Annotated in this window: 18 protein-coding genes; 17 read left to right on the top strand and 1 reads right to left on the bottom strand. The window is 42.0% G+C overall.

Translation table 11 applies throughout. The features are described 5' to 3' along the window. The first annotated feature begins 8 nt into the window (after nt 1–8). The 13 genes from C7J97_RS15465 to C7J97_RS03920 all read left to right on the top strand — a co-directional run bounded on the left by C7J97_RS15465 (nt 9) and on the right by C7J97_RS03920 (nt 15,882). On the top strand, nt 9–512 hold the full coding sequence (locus C7J97_RS15465) for a Coenzyme F420 hydrogenase/dehydrogenase, beta subunit C-terminal domain (RefSeq protein WP_278320568.1): 504 nt from the start codon (nt 9–11) through the stop codon (nt 510–512). A 16-nt stretch (nt 513–528) separates the two neighbouring features. Beyond that, nucleotides 529–1,773 (top strand): glycosyltransferase family 4 protein, encoded by a 1,245-nt coding sequence (locus tag C7J97_RS03975; RefSeq protein WP_113992094.1) that lies wholly within the window; start codon nt 529–531, stop codon nt 1,771–1,773. Next, on the top strand, nt 1,770–2,654 hold the full coding sequence (locus tag C7J97_RS03970; RefSeq protein ID WP_113992093.1) for a glucosamine inositolphosphorylceramide transferase family protein: 885 nt from the start codon (nt 1,770–1,772) through the stop codon (nt 2,652–2,654). The genes C7J97_RS03975 and C7J97_RS03970 overlap by 4 nt, the downstream gene beginning before the upstream one ends. 21 nt (nt 2,655–2,675) lie before the next feature. Then, nucleotides 2,676–3,800 (top strand): polysaccharide pyruvyl transferase family protein, encoded by a 1,125-nt coding sequence (locus C7J97_RS03965; protein ID WP_113992092.1) that lies wholly within the window; start codon nt 2,676–2,678, stop codon nt 3,798–3,800. Further along, a complete protein-coding gene (locus tag C7J97_RS03960) occupies nt 3,797–4,903 on the top strand; it encodes a glycosyltransferase family protein (protein WP_113992091.1) in 1,107 nt (368 codons plus the stop codon). Before C7J97_RS03965 ends, C7J97_RS03960 begins: the two co-directional genes overlap by 4 nt. A 21-nt stretch (nt 4,904–4,924) precedes the next feature. Then, nucleotides 4,925–6,160, top strand: coding sequence for an O-antigen ligase family protein (locus tag C7J97_RS03955; RefSeq protein WP_113992090.1), 1,236 nt, complete (start codon nt 4,925–4,927; stop codon nt 6,158–6,160). 48 nt (nt 6,161–6,208) lie between these two features. Further along, nucleotides 6,209–7,393 carry a Coenzyme F420 hydrogenase/dehydrogenase, beta subunit C-terminal domain gene (locus C7J97_RS03950; protein ID WP_113992089.1) on the top strand — a complete coding sequence of 395 codons (1,185 nt, stop codon included), beginning with the start codon at nt 6,209–6,211 and terminating at the stop codon, nt 7,391–7,393. Continuing rightward, nucleotides 7,394–8,656 (top strand): flippase, encoded by a 1,263-nt coding sequence (locus C7J97_RS03945; RefSeq protein ID WP_113992088.1) that lies wholly within the window; start codon nt 7,394–7,396, stop codon nt 8,654–8,656. Beyond that, complete coding sequence (wecB, locus tag C7J97_RS03940) at nt 8,653–9,750, top strand: non-hydrolyzing UDP-N-acetylglucosamine 2-epimerase (RefSeq protein ID WP_113992087.1); 1,098 nt, start codon at nt 8,653–8,655, stop codon at nt 9,748–9,750. Before C7J97_RS03945 ends, wecB begins: the two co-directional genes overlap by 4 nt. Nucleotides 9,751–9,885: 135 nt before the next feature. Then, a complete protein-coding gene (gene glmM, locus C7J97_RS03935) occupies nt 9,886–11,271 on the top strand; it encodes a phosphoglucosamine mutase (protein ID WP_113992086.1) in 1,386 nt (461 codons plus the stop codon). 329 nt (nt 11,272–11,600) lie between these two features. Continuing rightward, complete coding sequence (locus C7J97_RS03930; protein WP_113992085.1) at nt 11,601–12,779, top strand: ATP-binding protein; 1,179 nt, start codon at nt 11,601–11,603, stop codon at nt 12,777–12,779. Between the two features lie 316 nt (nt 12,780–13,095). Then, nucleotides 13,096–14,400 carry a DUF4062 domain-containing protein gene (locus tag C7J97_RS03925; protein WP_170126626.1) on the top strand — a complete coding sequence of 435 codons (1,305 nt, stop codon included), beginning with the start codon at nt 13,096–13,098 and terminating at the stop codon, nt 14,398–14,400. Nucleotides 14,401–14,637: 237 nt separating this feature from the next. Beyond that, nucleotides 14,638–15,882 carry an AbiH family protein gene (locus C7J97_RS03920; RefSeq protein ID WP_113992083.1) on the top strand — a complete coding sequence of 415 codons (1,245 nt, stop codon included), beginning with the start codon at nt 14,638–14,640 and terminating at the stop codon, nt 15,880–15,882. 974 nt (nt 15,883–16,856) lie between these two features. Here C7J97_RS03920 and C7J97_RS03915 read toward each other — a convergent pair. Further along, nucleotides 16,857–17,081, bottom strand: coding sequence for a helix-turn-helix domain-containing protein (locus tag C7J97_RS03915; protein WP_112120809.1), 225 nt, complete (start codon nt 17,079–17,081; stop codon nt 16,857–16,859). 138 nt (nt 17,082–17,219) lie between these two features. Here C7J97_RS03915 and C7J97_RS03910 point away from each other — a divergent pair, with 138 nt between their 5' ends. The 4 genes from C7J97_RS03910 to C7J97_RS03895 all read left to right on the top strand — a co-directional run bounded on the left by C7J97_RS03910 (nt 17,220) and on the right by C7J97_RS03895 (nt 19,909). Then, a complete protein-coding gene (locus C7J97_RS03910) occupies nt 17,220–17,507 on the top strand; it encodes a hypothetical protein (protein WP_005926536.1) in 288 nt (95 codons plus the stop codon). A 161-nt stretch (nt 17,508–17,668) separates the two neighbouring features. Next, the gene (gene rpmE, locus C7J97_RS03905; RefSeq protein WP_005926533.1) at nt 17,669–17,869 is read left to right on the top strand and encodes a 50S ribosomal protein L31; all 201 of its coding nucleotides are present in this window, start codon (nt 17,669–17,671) and stop codon (nt 17,867–17,869) included. Nucleotides 17,870–18,066: 197 nt separating this feature from the next. After that, a complete protein-coding gene (locus C7J97_RS03900) occupies nt 18,067–19,035 on the top strand; it encodes an ABC transporter ATP-binding protein (RefSeq protein WP_113992082.1) in 969 nt (322 codons plus the stop codon). Nucleotide 19,036: 1 nt separating this feature from the next. Then, nucleotides 19,037–19,909, top strand: a complete 873-nt coding sequence (locus C7J97_RS03895) for an ABC transporter permease (protein WP_113992081.1) — start codon at nt 19,037–19,039, stop codon at nt 19,907–19,909. Nucleotides 19,910–19,911: the final 2 nt, after the last annotated feature.

The following is a 19,911-nucleotide window of genomic DNA, read 5'->3' as shown; positions in this document are numbered from 1 at the left end:
GAAATAAAGTGAAGCATAAAAAAGGAGAGCATTATACTTTTGCATTTGAAGATATGACTGGAAGAAAGTATTATAAGTATTCCAATGAAGACCCGTTTTATGCTGCTTTTTTGAAAGGAAAAACACTAAGAGATACATGCTATCACTGCAAATATAAAGGTGCTGGTCACACAGGAGATATACTGCTGTGTGATTTTTGGGGAATTGAAAAAGCACATCCTGACTTTAATGCGAAGTATGGTGCATCTGCTGTTTTGATATATAGTGATAAAGGCAAGCATTTATTTGAAGATATTCCAGACACAGCAATTCGAAAGAAGAAATCTCAATATGAAACCGTTGTTGCGTGCAATTCCAGTATTATTAAAAGTACAGATGCTAACTGTAAGATGAAATATAGCTTGAATGAGAGTGATCTTGTTGAAAGGATGATTCCTCAAAAAACTATAAAGAGCATTGTTAAAAATCATATTCCAGAATGGCTGAAATATCGTATCATAAAAAAACTGTAGAACAACGAGAGAAGATATGAAAAAAACAATTGTAATGGTTTATGACAAGGCAGTTATCAGCGGAGGTGCTGCAAAAATTGCTATTCAAAGCGCAGTTGAATTGGCAAAGAATCCAGATAATAAAGTGATTTATTTTGCCGCAAATGCAGAAGTTGATGAATGTCTGCAATCTAACGAAGCTATCAAGGTGGTTTGCATTGATACACCACACATTGCTAGTAATAAAAATAAAATTAAAGCAAGTCTGTATGGCATTTGGAATGGACAGGCAAAAACAGAATTCGCAAAATTGTTATCGGATTTAGATCCAAAGCATACGGTTATTCATATCCATGGGTGGAGCAAAGCTTTATCAGTATCTGTTGTTGCTGTTGCTCAGAATATGCATTTTCCGGTTCTCATTACATTACATGACTACTTTGCGGTATGTCCAAATGGAGGCTTTTTTAATTATCAGAAGAAAGAGCTTTGTCATTTAGAGCCGTTGAGTTGGAAATGTATATCCTGTAATTGTGACAAACGTTCCTATTTTCAAAAAATTTGGCGCTGTATGAGACAGTCAGTTCAAAATCGATATGTAAAAAACGCTAAGGACATTCATTTTGCATATATCTCTAATAGAATTTTAACTTTGTCACAGCCATATTTGAAGTCGACAAAATTTCATTACTTGAGAAATCCCATCGACTTATCAGATCAGATGGTAATGAATCATCATTGTAGCAATATTTATCTTTGTGCGGGAAGAGTATCAGAAGAAAAGGGTGTAGAGGATTTTTGTAAAGCTATTACAGAAGTACAGAAAAACGTCGACATTCGCGGACAAGTTGTGGGAGTGGGTCCGTTGGTTGATACATTAAAGCAGAAATATCCTAAAATAGAGTTTGTCGGCTGGGTTAATAGTGTGCAGCTGACAAAATACTATCAGACAGCCAGAGCTCTGGTGTTCCCATCTATCTGTAACGAGGGATCACCATTGACCATCCCAGAAGCCTTGTCAGCAGGGTTGCCGTGTATTGTTACAGATTGTACTTCCGCTACGGAAACTATTACGGATGGCATAAATGGTTTAATTTATGATACAGGTAATGTAGAGGCTCTGAAACAAAAAATTCGGATTTCATTGGAAGATACGGTTATAGATAGGTTCCAAAAAAACATAAGAGACTCTTTCAAATGTGCGGATTATAGTTATGCAACATATGTTGTACAGGTTAATCGCTTGTATGATAGTATTCTTATGGAGGAGCAGGAAAGATGAAAAAGAAAATAAAGAAGTTTTTGCATAATTTCTATAAAGGAGCTTATGCAGTTGGCTATCGGCATGTTAATGATAAGGCTACACATTTTGATAATACTCAGCCGTTTGAAGTGTTGGAGCCAACATTACATCGTTGGTATGCGGATTCCTTTCCTTTTGTTGAAAAGGGTCGGGAATATATTTTTGTAGAAATAATGGATGATGCTAACGGTGAAAAAGGAACGATCGGTGTAATTGACCTTCAGGATAATAAAGGATTTGTAGAAATTATTAATGAACCATTCCATATGTCGTTTCCTAATACTTTTAAATTTAAAAACGATATTTATATGATGCCGGAAACCAGCGAAGCTAATCAGCTGCGACTTTATAAAGCAGTAGATTTCCCTTATAAATGGGAACTGCAGTCTGTTCTGTATGATGATATTGCGGTTGTGGATACCGTCTTTGTTAAGACAGAGGACAATATTATGTACGCTGTTGGACAGAAACTTCCGGAAAAAAAGAATGTGTTGTTCAAAATTGATACAAATACATGGAAGGCAGAACTTGCTGCACTTAAGGGAAACTATGTGGATAAGCGACCGGCTGGTAATTTTATTCAATATGATAATGGAATCTATCATGCTTTGCAGGAATGCGGCAGAGTATATGGTGAGTATTTACATTTGTGCAAATTAGATTCCTTTGATGGCGAGACGTTGCAGGAAAAAGAAATTGGTACTTATTCCGTCTCTGACATGACCATAAATAGTAAAAGAAACTATCGACGTGTACATACACTCAATAAAATGGGTAGTCTTGAAGTAATTGATTTGCTGTATTATCAGTTTAATCCTACGATTTTGTTGGAGAAAGCGAAGCGTGTAATAAAGAAATAGGAGAGAGATAGAGGGTCATATATGAGTAAAGAAAAAGTTGGAATCATTACATATCATTTCGCCAGAAACTATGGAGCAGTTCTACAGTGCTATGCCCTCAGAAAATATTTGGAGAAAGTGGGTTGCGAGGCAACGGTACTGAATGCAATTTCCAGAGTTCAGGAGAAAAACAATTCTGTTTTTCATAAAAAAGACGGAATCAAGAATGTCATTGTGAATGTTGTATTGCTGCCATTTGTAAAGCAGAGGCTCAGGAAAGAAAAAGGGTTTGCAGATTTTGTAGAAAATTATATTCCGCATACAGAAAAAGTTGTAAATGTGGAGCAGCTAAAAGCATTGGTGGACCGGGAACAGTATCGGGCCATTATCACCGGCAGCGATCAGGTGTGGAATCCGCATATCTTTGATTTTGACGAGATGTTCTTTTTCCCATTTGAGACGAAGGCGATAAAGATTGGCTATTCAGTAAGTATCGGAGAGTCATCTTTGGAGGATATTCGTGGATATTCTAAATATGCAAAGGATTTTCCGTATGTTGGTTTGAGAGAAAAGGGCGCGAAAGAAAAAGTAGAAGCAATTTGCGGGCACAGTGTTGTGGACACAGTTGATCCTGTCCTTTTACTGACAAGAGAAGATTGGGAAACATTTGTGGATAAGAGCAGTCCACTTGCTAAGGAAAAATACCTGCTTTGCTATCTCATTGATAAGAAACCTATCAAGCGGAACATGGCAATTGCAGAGCAGATTGCAAAAGAGCGCGGACTGAAAATTAAGTATATTTGGATGCATTTGGAAAAAGAATCCTTCCGTGGCAATTTTATCAATGATGCAAGTCCGGTAGAATTTTTGAATTATATGTATCATGCTTCGGCTGTCATGACAGATGGATATCATGGTACGGTTTTCTCTACAATATTTAACAAGCCCATGTATTCCGTGATCAATAACAGGCAAAGCACTGATTCCAGAATTCGGGATTATCTGACCTTGATTGGCCTTGAGAGTAGAATTTTTTATGGTGATGCACCAGTTATTCCAAAAGAAGAGATTGATTACACAGAAGTAGACCCCAAAATTCGATCGGCTGCAGATGCATCAAAGGCATTTCTTCAAAGTGCAATCGATAATGAGAGGGTAGTGAAATGAAAAAAGTTATCTATATAGTGAAATCTGAGTTACATATTTATCCCCCTTGCATTGCACAAATTCGTATGTTGAAGAAGAACGGTGTGGATGTTGAAGTATGGTATGGCTCTTGCGCTAAGCAGCTGCTGGCAATTTTTGATGCAGAAAATATTCCTTGTGTTGATCTTCACGAACAGCGTGGAAAACTGCCCGGAAAACTGGATAGACTCAATAACTGGTATCAGTTTGCTTCTGCAGTGAAAAAGAAAATGAAAACTGTAAAGGATGCTTCACAAACGCTGTTTTGGTTTGGAACCGCAGAGACTGCCATGCCGATGGTGGGCAAGTTGAAGGAATATAATTACGCGCTGACATCCTTGGAACTCTTGGATGACAATAAGACTAAGAATAGGCTTTTTAGTATGCTCACAGGAGATGCAAAGTTCATTGTTTGTTGCGAGACAACGAGAGCTTTTATTATGAGAAACTGGTATGGTCTGAAGAAGTTGCCTTATGTTATGCCCAATAAACCATACGATTTTCAAGACGCAAGACGCAAGACTCCATCTATTGAAGCAACCAAGAAAGCAATTGAACTGGTTCAGGATAAGAAATTTATTATCTATCAGGGAATCTTGAAAAGCCGGGATTATATGTTGGAGATGGCAAGGGCAATTCGCGATTCCGGTACTGGCTATTACTTTGTATTGATGGGTCTGGATCCGGAAAATATTTTTGTAGATATTAAAAAAGAATACGATAAGAGTATTTTTATTAAGAACATTCCTGCACCATATCATCTGGAAGTGACTAGCTATGCTGCCATTGGTTTTGTTTTTTATGACGATCGGAATAGTCTGAACCGTGCATTTTGTGCGCCCAATAAGATTTATGAATACTCCGGTCTGCGCATTCCTGCAATCGGAAATGAAGTTCCTGGTCTGGTTAATACAATCGGGGCTGCCAAGGCTGGCGTTTGTGTACCCATGAAAAAAGATGCTTTGATGCGTGCAATTCGTGATATTGAAGAAAACTATGATTTGTATGCTAAAAACGCCTATGATTTTTATCAGGGAACAGATAACGAAGCATTGATGAAACGGATTATTAAAGAAAACATATAAGCAACATATTCTTATGCTTGGATGACTGTTTCTGATATAAAGGGAGGCGAAAAAATGAAGGGCAAAATTCGATTGACCACATTATGCTATATATTGGGTATATTTTGGATTTATAAGTTCGAGTGCCTATTGTATGTTGACAGACTTTTTGCAGTGTTCTATTTGGGACTTTCGCTACTTCAGTTGTTTATAGCAATATATCTACTGCAAGGAAATGAATATAAAATTGGTGGATATGATAAGTTGATTATTGCTTTTTGTGTATTAATGACAGCAATAAATATAATAAATAAGACTTCATATACACATTGTTTAAAGGAAGTAATTAGAATATTGCTCATGTGGAGTACAGTAAAGATTGGAGTTACATCCGATGGGGGAAAATTTTTTAAGTGGGCATATAAAATTAGTTTGGCTTGTACTGTATTAAATACTATTTCTGCAATTATATTTCCAAATTCCATGTATGTTGATGCGATGGGAGCGGCTTCAGTTTTTTTGCTAGGTGGAGATAATGCTACAATTAGACTATATATTTTATCCATAATGTTTGGCGTACTATATAATTTTTATCATAGGAAAAAATATAAAATTCCAGTATTTGCAATATTTAATCTAATTCTGTTTGCTTTTTTACGTGATATTGCAACTGCAAAGCTTATGGCTGTAATTATTGTTGCATTTTTGCTTATATTAGAAGTAAAAGATATTAAGTTTCTTACTCCGACATTTTCAATAATATTTAATGCATTTATCTTTTTTACCGTAGTAATTATGCAGTCAATATCCAATTTTTATGTAAATATTTTTGAAGCATTGGGTAGAAACGCCACATTAACTTATAGAACGACGCTTTGGTCAATTTCGTTTAAGTGGATATTAGAGCGACCTTGGTTTGGTTATGGATATCTGGATGATGACAGTTTTAATTTTATGGTCAAAGAAAGAACAACTACTGGATTGTTTAATACTGGAAACCCACATAACACTTATTTGACACTCTTGTTGGCCGGAGGTATAGTTCTACTTGCTTTTTTTATTTTTATTCTTATAAGAACAAGTAGAATGTCGAGGGAGTGCCCTATACTTATCACTAATGTTCTAAGCGGTTTTCTGACTACGCTGATGTTACATGCTCAGGTCGAAGGAAGGGATCAGGCTTTTATTCTTTTGATTTGCTGTGTGATTTATTATGTTTCGAAGATAAAAGACGAGTTACCGATAATCAATAAAAAAAGGCTAAAACTGTTCGAATAAAACAAGAAGTGATATTAGAGAAAGCAAGTTGCGGTGAGGAGAAAGAGAATGGAACTAGCAAGTAAAGATGTCTGTACTGGTTGCGGAAATTGTAGATTGGCATGCAAGAAAAAAGCTGTTACGTTTACACGAGATGCGTTGAACAATATTTATCCGGTGATCGACAGCAGTAAATGTGTAGAGTGTGGCTTATGCCAAAAAGCGTGTCCCGCAATTAATCAAATAGAAAAGATTACACCAAAGCGGTGTTACTCCTGTTATGCTACAAACAAGGCAATTCGGAAATCTAGCGCTTCTGGCGGTGTTGCGCAAGCAGTTTATAGATGGTGCCTGAAAAACGATATCCCATTTGCGGGTGTGTATTTTGATAACAAAGAATTGACGGCCAAGTATAAACTGGGATTTTCAGAAGAAGATATTCATCAATTTGTGAATTCTAAGTATACATTTTCTTTTATGGGAAATATTAGTGAAGATATCGCTGATATCTTAAAAAATGGAAAGCCGCTTGTCTTTATTGGTTTGCCTTGCCAGGTAGCGGCAGTAAAAAAATACGCAGAAATAAAAAGAGTCAACACGGAGAACCTGTTTACAATCGATATCATTTGTCATGGTGTGCCTTCTGATAGTTACATTAAGGAGCATGTTAAAACCATATGCAATGGTGGAGCTGAAATTGACAGACTATCATTCAGAGATGAACGTTTCATGACATCCAAATTCGTATTTAGTGTGGATTATAATGGAAAGAACTATCATAAATATGTAGAAAGTAATGATAATTTCCAGATTGGATATCACAACGCAACAATTTACAGACCCAATTGTTATAGTTGTATGTATGCGGGACCTAACAGATGTGGCGATTTAACCATTGGAGACTTTACCGGACTCGGTAGAGCGGCTTCTGTTGACGGAAATCTTGCAGAAATGAAATATCAAGGCGTTTCTTGTGTGCTTTGTAATTCAGAGAAGGGACAGAAGTTTCTTGCACAGCTAGGGAATGAAAAATATCTTTCTATTGATTCAAGGCCCATTGAAGAAGCACTGAAGTTTGAAAATCAGCTTGCTAATCCATCCACTCCATCCGCATACCGTAATCGCTTTGTGGAATTGTATCCGGAGAAAGGATTCGACAAAGCGTGTGATTCTGTGTTTAGAAAGGAAAAACTGAAACGGCCAATTATTCATGCGGCGAAAATGTGTGTGAAGAAAGTATTGGGAAGAAGATAAATGGATAAAATTAAAAAAATGTTGGGCACCAAACTCTTCCAAAATGGAATGTGGTTGTTCATTCTTCAGATTTTTAACACGGTTGTACCATTGCTGACACTTCCGTACATTACAAGAGTTTTGGGCACATCCAACTATGGTGTTTTTTCATTATCTCTGAACTGGGTGACTTATTTTCAGGTTATTGTAGAATATGGTTTTGGTTTTACGGGAGCAAGAAAGGTATCTATCGAAGGAGATAATAATTTACAAAACTTATATAGTAGAATAATAAGCGCAAGACTTTTATTGCTGGCAGTTTCCTATTTGGGAATGAATGTTCTTGCTTATGTAACACATGTTGGTGTGCAACAGTTTGTAAGTATGAATATTCTGTTTCTTGTGATTATTGGCGTTGCATTCCAGTTGACCTGGCTTTTTCAAGGAAAACAGGACATGAAGCTGATTACCATAATCAATGCAGTGTCTCGCTTGATTTCAGTGATTCTGGTTTTCTTGGTTGTTAAAACAGAAGCTCATTTATATTTGTATTGCTTTTGCTATTCGGTAACATTTATTTTTTCTGCTGTTTTAGGTTTGGCATTGTCAAGAAAAAAGTATGGATTGAAGGTAAGGCTTTGCAAATTTAAGGAAGCTATTGATGAAATAAAAGATGGTTGGTATTTGTTTATTTCTCAGGCAATGTCTAAAATTTTTAGTAGTGTAGGAGTCACTGTTCTTGGGACGGTTGCTGTTTCAAGCATTGTGGGCATTTATTCTGCAATATATAAGATTCCCTATATTATGATTTTGTTTTTCAGTCCGGTTAGCCAAGCACTTTATCCACATATCAGTGTGAAATTCTCGGAATCGTTCCAAAAGGGATGTCAAACGGTTAAGCAGGCAGCAATATGTATCGTAGGTCTTTTTGCAATAGGTGGATTTCTGATTATTTTGCTGCGTGACTTTTTGATTTCTATTGCCTTTGGTGCAGCTTACACAGAGTATTCTAATATAATTATCCCTTTGGTCATTTGGATGATATTGTCAATTACAAACAACTTTCTGGGAATTCAATTTCTTGTGGCAAGTGGACATCAAAAAGAGTATAGCCAGGCATTCTCTTTGAGTGCAGTTGTCACGGTGCTTCTGAATGTTACATTAGGCTTCGCCTTTGGTGTCTATGGTGTTTCCAGTGCAGCTGCTATCGGTGAAGCAGGTTTGACGTTGATGCTAATACTTAAAATAAAAAAATTAAAAACCAAGGAAGAAGAGAAGATATGAAAAAAGTAATGTTGGTCTTTGGTACAAGACCGGAAGCAATTAAAATGTGTCCGCTTGTCAATGAACTGAAGAAACGCAAAGAACTGGAAACTGTTGTTTGCGTGACCGGACAGCATCGTCAGATGCTGGATATGGTTCTTGAGGCATTTGATGTTACCCCAGATTATGATCTGTCCATTATGAAGGATAAGCAGACTCTGTTTGATGTAACTACCAATATTCTGAATAGCATCAAGGCTGTTCTGGAAAAGGAAAAACCTGATGTAGTATTGGTACACGGCGATACCTCCACGACCTTCGTGACTGCATTAGCTTGCTTCTATATGCAGATTCCTGTAGGCCATGTAGAAGCTGGTCTGCGAACCTACAATATCTACAGCCCGTATCCGGAAGAGTTCAACCGTCAGGCGGTTTCCATTATCAGTAAATTCAACTTTGCTCCCACAGAGCTTTCTAAGCAGAATCTGCTGAAAGAGGGCAAAGATCCTGCCAGCATCTATGTTACCGGAAACACGGCTATTGATGCTTTGAAGACCACTGTGCGGGAAAACTATACGCACCCTGAACTGGAATGGGCAAAGGACAGCCGTTTGATCATGATTACTGCACATCGCCGTGAGAATCTCGGTGAGCCGATGTGTCACATGTTTAAGGCAATCCGCCGTGTGATGGATGAGCATCCTGATGTTAAGGCAATCTATCCCATTCACATGAATCCTGCTGTGCGCGAAACCGCAAATGAGTATCTGGGAAATGACGATCGCATTCACATTATTGAACCGCTGGATGTTCTGGATTTCCACAACTTCCTGAGCCGTAGCTATCTGATTCTGACGGATTCGGGTGGAATTCAGGAGGAGGCTCCTTCTTTGGGTAAACCGGTTCTGGTTATGCGTGATACCACGGAGCGTCCGGAAGGTATTGCAGCGGGTACGCTGAAGTTGGTTGGCACGGAAGAAGAAACGATTTATAAAGAGTTCAGCCGTCTGCTGTCTGATAAGGATGAGTACGAGGCAATGAGCAAGGCAAGCAATCCGTATGGCGATGGACATGCTTGTGAGCGAATTGCGGATATTTTGGCAGAAAAACTCTAAGATTGCGGCCATGCGTCAGCATGGCTGTGCTGCTTAAGTGTGCTACCTCTTCGTGGTGAGCAGCAGGCAACGAGAACTTTTCTCGGCTAAAGCATATACTCATTAATTCACTCTTTGGATGAGGAAAAAACTATAATGGGAAAGTATTTTGGGACCGATGGCTTCCGTGGTGAAGCTGGTATTGATCTGACCGCCGACCATGCCTACAAGGTTGGCCGTTTTCTGGGCTGGTACTACAACGCACTGCGTGAGCGCAACGGCAACAACGAGCCCGCCCGCATCGTCATTGGCAAGGATACCCGTCGCAGCTCCTATATGTTCGAGTACAGTTTGGTCGCAGGCCTGACTGCTTCCGGCGCAGACGCCTACCTGCTGCACGTCACGACCACCCCTTCCGTGGCTTATATCGCCCGCGTGGATGACTTTGACTGCGGTATCATGATCTCTGCCAGCCACAATCCATACTACGATAACGGCATCAAGCTGATCGACTGCTACGGCGAAAAGATGCCGGAGGAAATCTTACTGTTAGTCGAGGATTACATCGACGGAAAACTCCATGTGTTCGACAAGGACTGGCCGGAGCTGCCCTTCGCTCACCGTGAGCATATCGGCTGCACCGTGGACTATGTGGCAGGCCGTAACCGCTACATGGGCTACCTGATCAGCCTGGGCATCTACTCCTTCAAGGGCGTGAAGGTTGGTCTGGACTGCGCCAACGGTGCAAGCTGGAATATCGCTAAGTCTGTTTTTGATGCTCTGGGTGCGGATACCTACGTCATCAACAACAAGCCGAATGGTCTGAACATCAACAACAATGCTGGCTCTACTCATATTGAGGGTCTGCAGAAGTTCGTGGTAGAGAACGGTCTGGATGTCGGCTTTGCCTTCGATGGCGACGCTGACCGCTGCCTGTGCGTGGACGAGAAGGGCAATGTCATCACTGGTGACCATATCCTGTACATCTATGGTTGCTACATGAAGGAGCGTGGAAAACTCCTGACCAATACCGTGGTCACCACGGTTATGTCCAACTTTGGTCTGTACAAGGCTTTTGATGAGCAGGGGATCGGCTACGCTAAAACTGCTGTGGGCGATAAGTACGTCTATGAGTACATGGCGAAAAACGGCTGCCGTATTGGCGGTGAGCAGAGCGGTCATATTATCTTCAGCAAGTACGCAAGCACCGGCGATGGCATCCTGACCAGCCTGAAGATGATGGAGGTCATGCTGGCAAAAAAACTGCCCATGAGCAAGCTGGCTGAGCCGCTGAAGATCTATCCGCAGGTTCTGGAGAATGTCCGCGTCACCGATAAAAAGGCTGCGCAGAACGACCCGGCAGTGCAGGAGGCCGTCAAGGCAGTGGCCGAGGCTTTGGGCGATACCGGCCGCATTCTGGTGCGTGAGTCTGGCACCGAGCCTGTCGTTCGCGTGATGGTGGAAGCCCCTGACCATGATACCTGCCAGAAGTATGTCTCTCAGGTCGTGGAGGTCATCAAGAACAAGGGCTACGCTGACTGAACGCAACCTTGATACAATATATAGGTTGATGTATATTTCACTTGCGCCCTTGAAAACTAATTTTTAAAGGATTATATTTGAGCCGTGGGAAAACTCTCACGGCTTTAATATTTGAAACTTTTCGTGCCCTTACGTAGTGACTGCATGCAATGTTTGATATAGTAGCTGGATGTAAGAAGCGAAAGAGCGTAAAAACGATATTCTGAGGGCTATAAAGGCGGGAGTGTTTTGGACAAAAGTATATAAAGATTACAAAATGAGGAAGTTAAAAATGTTTCTTTATAGATTGTAGGCAATAACATATGAGTTGATTTAACGGAGAATTATCCATGAAAATAAATAATAAAAATTTTCAAGACTGGACAGAAGAAGACCTGAAAGTACTCCTTCATAATGATGCGTATCGGGAAAACAATTTTATTGACTATAAGGTTGATTTTGCACCGTTTAAATGTGAAGATAAAAACAAAAAGAAGGAAAAACAAGCCGAATTTAGAAGCGATGTGTGTTCTTTTGCAAACGCAGACGGTGGATATATCTTCTATGGTATCGGAGAAGATGCTGGTATGGCAGGGGCATTGGTAGGGATTGCGCTATCTAATCCAGATCGTTTTGAACTGGATCGAAGAAACGAATTGCAGGCTATACGACCTGTGATGCCGGAAGTGGAATTTACCTTTGTAAGGCTGAATGACGAAAAATATGTAGTAATTCTGCATATCCAACGTGGATTATATAAGCCGTACATTACGGAAGAACCGGAAGGAGATTTCCACTTCTATATAAGGCATGGGAATAAAAAACAGGCGATGAGTTATACAGAAATGCAAAGTGCTTTTTTAAATGCAGCAATGTTGGCAGAGGATATTAAATCTTTTAGAAAATCGCGATTAAATGATTATAAGGGAGAAACAGCGCACCCATTTGCTCTTGTGCATTTGATTCCGGCTACTTTCAAAAATCAAAGCGATGCTCTTTCAATGTATGATCTTGCCAGAAACCGGAAACTGATATTTGAAAGTCTATTTAATGGAATCGTACAAGATCGACCAGTTCCCAATGTGGACGGCGTATATTTTCCAAATTATAAATACGAAGAATATGATGATGAGCATCTTCAGATATTCAACAATGGTACAGTTGAATTGAGAATGAATCTGTATGTGTTTGAAACAAATAAAAATGATTCACATTTAAAAATAGAACGCTGGTTGAATACACTTGAATTTTGGGAGGAATTACAAAAACTGCTTGATGATACTGCTGAAATGTATAAGAAGCTGAATCGTGCGGTTCCGATGTATGTTTGCGTTTCAATCTACGGGTGCAAGGGTCTATGGAATGATGAGATGAATCGGTTTGGAATGAATGCGCCGACCAAGGTTGATAGAAACGAAATTGTGTGTGCACCAATTGAAATCCGTAATATTTTGGATGATGAGCAGCTTGCAAGGGGAAAAGAAGACAGCGTTAGAATGACGAAGTACGCGCTGGGAATACGGAAGTAAAAGTAATTGGTGAATATAAGAGGATTGTGAAGTGAATGTCTGAATGAAAATGATGAAATTAGAAGGAGTTGTGTTGACTACGGACAAGAGGCTGTTATTTCGTCAAGTCGACAGGTGTACCTAAAAATCGTGAATGGGTACTACCTAAAAGATGTAGGGATTGCAAAAAAAGAAACAGCCTATTGTGTTTGGGCTATAATGTATAGGAAATATAGTCTTTTTAAAGCTTTATACCTCGTCTTAATGGTCAGTAGACTGTGATTGCACTTGTAGGCATAATTCGTAGAAATGCGAAAAAGAGCGGAGGTTAATACTTTTGGAAAAGAAATACCAATTTTTTGTTTCATCGACATATGAGGATTTAAAGGAAGAACGTGATGTTGCAATTCACGCGATTTTAACAATGAATCAGTTTCCAATTGGGATGGAGATGTTTAGTGCAGCAGATGATGATCAATGGCAAATAATTAAAGAAGCTATTGATTCTTCTGATTACTATATTTTGATAATTGGAAATAGATATGGCTCAATTGAGGAAACGACAGGGGGGAGTTATACAGAAAAAGAGTTTGATTATGCTGTATCACAAGGCATTCCAGTTTTAGCCTTTATTATTGAAAAAAGTGTGAGTATGGCACCGGACAAGTATGAAAGTGATCCGTTAAAGAAAGAAAAGTTGGATGTTTTCAAGGAAAAAGTTAAGAATTCAGGTCGCTATGTGAAATTCTGGAAAAACAAAGATAATTTAGAGTCGTTGATTTCGCAATCAATATCCAAATCTGTTACAAGAGGTAGAAGACCTGGCTGGGTTAGAACTACAGATTTTGATATTGATAAGAGCCATGCGGAGATATTGCGATTGACGGAGCGTGTACATACACTTGAAGCACTAAATGCAGATTTGAAAAAGGAAAACTTTAGAAAACCCAATTTGTGGGTCGATATCCAACCGGGGCGTGACGAAGACGGAAAAATATATGACGAAGGAACAAGGCTGACATCAAATGGAATACATTTTACAGTTGTACCGATTATTACAACAGATGTAAAAAATGGTCTCGATTATAAGGACTGGGCAGGACGATGGGTTCATGAAAGCAAGGATGAAGTGAGGCTGTTGCGTTATGTCTATGAGAATAGCTTTGTTGTATATTTTCGGGTTCATAATGATGGAGATGCTCGTGCCACTGGAGTACGAGTTAAACTATCATTTCCAAATGACTTGATGGTCCTGTCGGAAAGGGAACTCCTTGAATATCGTGATGAAGAGGCAATTCACTTTGAAAAAGATGCTTATAGAAATTGGAGAAAAAGATTTGAAAATCCAAAGAATATTGCAAGTGTTAAAGAAAATGACAATAAATTTATCTCATTAGATGAACTCATTACAGTAGAAGATATAGCTGATTTGATGGATCCTGCGGATATGAATGAGGTGGTGTCCATTTTGCCGGGTGAGATTCTGTTTGACAAAAATGAAGTAAGGCATAAAGATACTGATTGCATTTATGGCGTGTGTGTTTTACCAACACGGGCGGGGCAGTTTACTGTTAAATGTGAAATAATCTGTAATGAATATGCTGAGGTAATTAAGCAGGATATTACTGTAGAAGTTGAATGAGAAGAACTGGTATTCATAACTATACAATAATATAATCAACGAACTATAAAGAGAAAAGAGGCTACCGTCTATGCCAAGAACGAAAGACAATACATGGTGGGCTAATCCGACAAACACGATACAATAAACTATCAGGAAAACAAAAACTTGATCATTTTATTAAATATTTTGGATTTGACCCTGTGTTTTTTTGGAAAAGGATAAGAATGAAACGCAGTTAAGAAAGAAGTGAATGAGATGATTTTTAGAAAAAAGAAAAAACCTACTAAAAAACTTCCTACACCCACAATAGATACAATTATAATTATTGGAAACGGGTTTGACAGGTGGCAAGGACTGAATACATCTTATGCGGATTTTCAGACGTATTACCATGAACACTTGAATGAGATTTTAAAAAAACTTCATATCAGAAAGCGCAAGTATATCAGTTCAGACGGTACGGTCAAAGAATGCTCGGATGTAGAATTGATTTACGGAGATCCATTTGATCCGGGCGAACTCGATAATGAATTTTGGAATAACTTTGAAAGCTCATTGGCTAATATCGATACAGAACGAATCAATCTTTTCTTTGGAAAAGAGAGAAGGAATCTAAAAGATATGCGGAGGTCGATTCGCAATGCAAAAAGAATTTTAACAGAGGCTTTTTGTGGATGGATTGCAACAATTTCTATTACAGAGGAGGATGCAGGATATTGCTTTGGAGATAATTGCGTGTTCATTAATTTTAATTATACCGATACTCTTCAGAAACGCTTTGGCGTCAATGAAATGAGAGAAATCCATATACATGGGGAGGCAACAGACAAGAAATCCATTGTTTTTGGACATAATCGGCATCCGCAAGAACCTGAGCCGATGCTTGCGAAAATAGGCGGACGCTTTTTTGGATTACACCTTGTAGATAAAATTCTATATGAAACAGATAAGCACTGTCAGAACAATATTCAGATTCTGTGCTGTTTCTTAGCAATGAATGGCGTAATATGTGAGGAAATTAAAAATATCTATGTCTTGGGACAGTCGATGAGTCCTGTGGATATTGAGTATTTTGATTTTCTGATGAGAAGCAGTAAAGTTCCGTCTGTAGACAATGCTGAAGAAAAATCAAATGTACTTGAGACAGGGGACGAACTATATGAACTGACGCAGAGAATGCAGTTCGTAATTGATGAGATTGGATATCACAATACAGCGAGTGAAAGCGCTAAAGATGCCATGGAAAGAAGGCTTCAAAGAGAACAATGTGTGAGAAACGAGCGATATAGAAAAGAATTTCTGAAGATGCTTGGTAAACCTACAAAGAAGGAATTAGATTCTGTAAAGGTTGCTCCCAGAACAGAAGATGCAAAGTGGCATATTTCTTATTTTGGAGATATGGATAAGAAGTGGAAAGAAATCGTGATGAAAGAACTGGGCTGTAGTAACTACGAATTATATCCAAGTATAGACGACTGTATCTCTAAATGGAAAAAGTAATCACATTCGAAAAAAGCCAAAGCAGAGGACGTGCTGAAAAAGCTACTAGCTAGCGGCGTGAGCACGGACGTGACCCGTACAAACCTAAAATAATCATTCAAAACCTTAAACCGTGTGTGTGTAGTTACAAAATCTCATCCATGCGGTTTTATAATAGAATAATTGTTTTGTATCGAACAATAATATACCTGTTTTTATTCCATAGTCCAAAATCACATCCGGTGAAATTATAGTAAAAGAAGGGCAGGGGAGAGCACAGGCAAAGTAGGGACTGAGCAAATAAACAGCAATGAACATCACAGATAAGAAGTAATCAAATCTGTCAGCACATCAAAACAACCCCAATCGCTTCAAAAGTCCTCTTCAAAAAATTAGCAATAACACATCATTCAATTCCGTCCATCAATACACCTATCAACCCCTCATCCAACCCCTCATCACACCCACCCTGAGGAGCGCATCTGGGCAGGGCGAACGCTCCCGGCGGAAGCCCCGGGTCCCGGACGCTCCGAAGATCAAGCATGACAAGATGAAACAATTTTACATGATTGACATAGGGCGGAAAATGTGATACTATCATCTTATCAAAAAAGTGCGAATCCCTCTCGCTCGCGAAGGAAAAATCTCTCTCGCAATGAGAAATCAAACGATACAACGAACGAAAATCGACTTTGCCGAAGGCTGGCAGACACGAGGGACTTAAAATCCCTTTCTGAAGGCAGAGTATGGGGTTGCCCCGCCGGAGACATTGAAAATCTCAGAATTGTTCGTTGACTCGAATGATTGTTGGACTTTCTTTTTGCTCTGCTTTCTGGAAGCTTTGGAGAGACGAGAGAAATCATTCTTGCACAGATAATCCCGTATGGACGCGTTTACAAGAACCTTTCTATGCGGGGCTATGGTGAAATATTTTTATATCAAACAGACTGCCCCCAAAGTAGCTCGCATCAAATCGCGCTGTTTTGGGGGCAGTTTTACGCTTTACGGGGAATGGAAGGGGCGCTGTCGTCCGTAAGGCCGAGAATATAATCGGTACTGGTATGGTAGAGACCGGCAAGCTGGATCAGCACCTCGGTGGGGATATCCCGCTTGCCGGTCTCGTAATTGGAGTAGCAGACCTGTGTGCATTTCAGATACGCCGCAACATCCTTTTGCAGCAGATCACGATCCTCCCGCAGATCCCGGATACGTTGATACATGGTATTTACCTCAAAGGCTTTATTTAAGGTAAAGTATAGGCACAACGAAATGTTATATTGACATATAAAACAAAATGTTATATCATAGTATCGCGCCGGGAACAGCTGTGAATCTCCGGCGCAAAAGGGGAGAGCATCATGAAACTGGAATTCCGGCAGACGGTGACCTGCAACCACCTTACGCTTGCAAGGGTCTGCAAAACTATCGACTGGCAGCAGCCACTGCCCCGGTGCGGAGAATATGTGGCCGGGCTGGATACGCTGGACGGCGAACCGGAACTGCCGGTGCGCAAACTGCTGCACCGGGCACAGGACGGCGGCTGCCTTGCGGAGCTGCCGGGCTTCAACATTGCGCAGCTGAGGCTTTCTTACCGGGAGCTGGAGCAACTGGCAGCAAAAAAAGGCTGGACGCTGCAAAAGCTGTAAAAAACTTAAATTTCCCTCTTGCATTCTGGCCGATTCGTGCTATAATAGTAAGGCAATCGTTTCCAAGGCCGCTCGACGGGGTAGCCGATATTGAAGGTTGTGATGGGCACATACATTAAATATGGCCCCAATACGTCAGAACCAGAATTGAGGTGAAAAGAATGAAACAGGGTATCCATCCGAACTACGTTGACTGCACTATTACCTGCGCTTGCGGTAATGTCATCAAGACTCGTTCCACCAAGCCCGAGATCCACGTCGAAGTTTGCTCCAAGTGCCATCCTTTCTACACTGGCAAGCAGAAGCTGGTTGACACCGGCGGACGTGTTGAGCGCTTCAACAAGCGTTTCGGCCGTAAGTAATTATAGGCTATCTCATGCCGCTTCCTTCGGGAGGCGGCATTTTTGCGTTTTGCGGTGGCAAATATTTCGTTTTCCCACACAGGATTGTCTTAATTTAAACACATTTTCCATCTAAACTAAAGCAGTTCCAAACCGGAAAGCGCTGGTTCTACGCCGCTTTCCACAAAACAGCTTCTGAAATAAAAGGAGAGTTTGCTGTGATCGAAGTTTCTCACCTGAGCAAGTCCTACGGCAGCCGCCCTGCCGTGCAGGATCTCTCGTTTACGGTGCCGGACGGCCAGATCTACGGCCTGCTGGGGCCAAACGGCGCGGGCAAATCCACCATTATGAATATCCTCACCGGCTATCTGGCGCCCACCGAGGGCGAGGTAAAGGTAGCCGGCTTCCGTCTGCCTGAGCAGGCGCAGCAGGCTAAGGCCTGTGTAGGCTATCTGCCGGAGCAGCCGCCGCTCTACCCGGAAATGACTGTGCAGGAGTATCTGGACTTTGTGGCAGAGCTCAAGGGAGTCAAGCGTGCACAGCGCAAACAGCAGGTGCTGGCCGCTGCCCACCGCACCGGGCTGGAAGAAGTGCTGCCCCGGGTCATCCGCAGCCTGTCCAAGGGCTATCGTCAGCGGGTGGGCATCGCGCAGGCGCTGCTGGGCAGCCCGCAGCTTATCATTCTGGATGAACCCACCGTAGGGCTGGACCCCGCGCAGGTCATCGAGATCCGCAACCTCATCCGGGAGCTGGGCAAGGCGCACACGGTCATCCTGTCCAGCCACATCCTCAGCGAGGTGCAGGCGGTATGCCAGCAGGTGCTTATCCTCTCTAAAGGCCGTCTAGTGGCGGTAGGCAGCCCGGAGGAGCTGGGCGAGACCCTGAACCCGGGCAGCCGCCTGCGTGCCACCGCGCAGGGCGAGCCCGACACCGTGCTGGCCGCTGTGCGCAGCGTGCCGGGCATCTGCAAGGTAGAACTGGAAAGCGCCGCGGACGGTCAGGTCACCTTTACCGCCGAGAGCGAGGACGCCGCTGACCGCCGCGCCGCTGTGTCCCGGGCACTGACCGAGGCCGGGTGCACCGTGCTGGCGCTTGCCGCCGAGAACCGCAGCCTTGAGGAGGTATTCCTAGCGCTGACCGAAAAAACGCCGGAGCAGAACACCCCGGCAGAAGGGGAGGAGAATTGAGATGCTGGCCATCTTTAAACGAGAACTCCGCAGCTGCTTTCACGGCATGATCGGTGCGGTGCTTACCGCCTTTATGCTGGCGGCTACGGCTATCTATTTTGTGGCGCTGAATCTGGGCTATGGTCTGCCGGATTTTGGCTACTACACGCTGTACCGCACCATTTTTGTGCTGCTGCTCTACATCCCGGTGCTCACCATGCGTTCCTTTGCGGAGGAGCGTCACAGCCGCACCGACCAGCTGCTGCTCACAAGCCCGGTGTCGGTGGGCGGCATCGTGCTGGGCAAATATTTTGCCCTTTGCGTCATTTTTGCGCTGCCCTGCCTTATGGATGCGGGCATGATCCTTGTGCTGAAGGCGCTGGGCGCTACCGGCACCAGCACGCTGGCCAATTTTTCCGCCCTGCTGTGCTATTACCTCATGGGCTGCGCCGCCATTGCCATCGGGGTGTTCCTTTCCAGCCTGACCGAAAACCAGATTATCGCCGCCGTGTCCGGCGTGGCGGCGCTGCTGCTGGCTTATATGATGCCCAGCCTGCGCACCATGTTCACCACCGGCAGTGCAGTAGCGCTGGCACTGTTCACGGCCATTGCCGCTGTGCTCAGCGTGGTGGCAGGGCTGCGCAGCAAAAGCTTCACGCTGGGCTGCCTTTCCTTTGCGGGGTGCTGCGTGGCGCTTACGGCACTGTTTCTGCTCAAGAGCAGCTGGCTGACCGAGGCTTTCAGCGCAGTGCTCAGCGCACTGTGCCTGTTTACCCCCTTTGAAGAATTTGTCAACAGCAGCTTTTCCATTCCCACACTGGTCTACTACCTGACCGTGGCGGCGGTGTTCCTGTTTTTCACCGCACAGGGCTTGGAAAAGCGCCGCTGGAACTGAGA

The organism is Faecalibacterium prausnitzii (assembly GCF_003324185.1).
Taxonomy (GTDB): Bacteria; Bacillota; Clostridia; order Oscillospirales; family Ruminococcaceae; genus Faecalibacterium; species Faecalibacterium prausnitzii.
Note: the sequence above shows the minus strand (reverse complement) of the source record. Positions and strands in the feature narration are given on the sequence as shown.